Origin of the sequence: Nguyenibacter vanlangensis (assembly GCF_013376155.1) — a bacterium.
GTDB lineage: Bacteria > Pseudomonadota > Alphaproteobacteria > Acetobacterales > Acetobacteraceae > Gluconacetobacter > Gluconacetobacter vanlangensis.
This window is the reverse complement of sequence record NZ_JABXXP010000879.1, coordinates 1-1,034: the sequence shown is the minus strand read 5'-3', so window position 1 is coordinate 1,034 and position 1,034 is coordinate 1. Positions and strand designations below refer to the sequence as shown.

The following is a 1,034-nucleotide window of genomic DNA, read 5'->3' as shown; positions in this document are numbered from 1 at the left end:
GGATTCCGGCGGGCTGACGCCGCTGGCCCGGTCCTTCGGCCGGGCGGTCGAGGCGTTCTCGACCCTGCCGGGACGCGTGGTGGTGACGGGGATCGGCAAGTCCGGCCATGTCGGGCGCAAGATCCAGGCCACGCTGGCCTCGACCGGCACGCCGTCCTTCTTCGTCCATCCGTCCGAGGCGTCGCACGGCGACCTGGGCATGATCCAGTCCGGCGACGCGGTGCTGGCGCTGTCCAATTCCGGCGAGACGCCGGAACTGGCCGATATCATCGCCCATGCGCGGCGGTTCGGCCTGATGCTGGCCGCCATGACCGGCCAGGCCGAATCGACCCTGGCCCGCGCCGCGGACATCGCGCTGGTCGTCCCCGATGCCGCCGAAGCCTGCCCGATGGGCCTGGCCCCCACGACATCGGCGACCATGCAGATGGCGCTGGGCGACGCGTTGGCCGTGGCGCTGCTGGAACGGCGCAATTTCACGGCCAGCGATTTCGGCGTGTTCCACCCGGGCGGGCGGCTGGGCATCCGGTTGCGGCGGGTCGGCGACCTGATGCATTGCGGCACGGCGATGCCGCTGGGCACGCCCGACATCTCGCTGCGGCAGGTCATCCTGGAAATGACCCGCAAGGCGTTCGGCTGCATCGGCGTCATCGGGACGGACGGCACCCTGTGCGGGCTGATCACCGACGGGGACCTGCGCCGCGCCCTGGACCGCGATCTGGAAACCACCCGGGCGGCCGATATCATGAACCCGACGCCGCTGACCACGCGCGCCGATATCCTGGCGGCCGAGGCACTGCGGATCATGAATGCGCGGCCCCGGCCGATCACCAGCCTGTTCGTGCTGGACGACGGCGGCGTGCCGGTCGGGATCGTGCATGTCCACGACCTGCTGCGGGCAGGTGTGGCGTGACCGCTCCCTCCTCCCATCCTCCGTCTCCCCCTCGGGACGGCGACCCGGCCGTGCCGCGCCGCGAGGATTTCGCGCGCTCGGCGGCGGATGCGGCGCGGCAGCGCGGCATGCTGCACCAGCGTAC

At 71.9% G+C, this 1,034-nt stretch carries 1 protein-coding gene; it reads left to right on the top strand.

Annotated elements, in window-relative coordinates; translation table 11 throughout:
• Positions 1–910: KpsF/GutQ family sugar-phosphate isomerase (locus HUK84_RS19825; RefSeq protein WP_176641738.1), on the top strand; the 910-nt coding region annotated here is incomplete at its 5' end.
• Between the last annotated feature and the right edge of the window lie 124 nt (positions 911–1,034).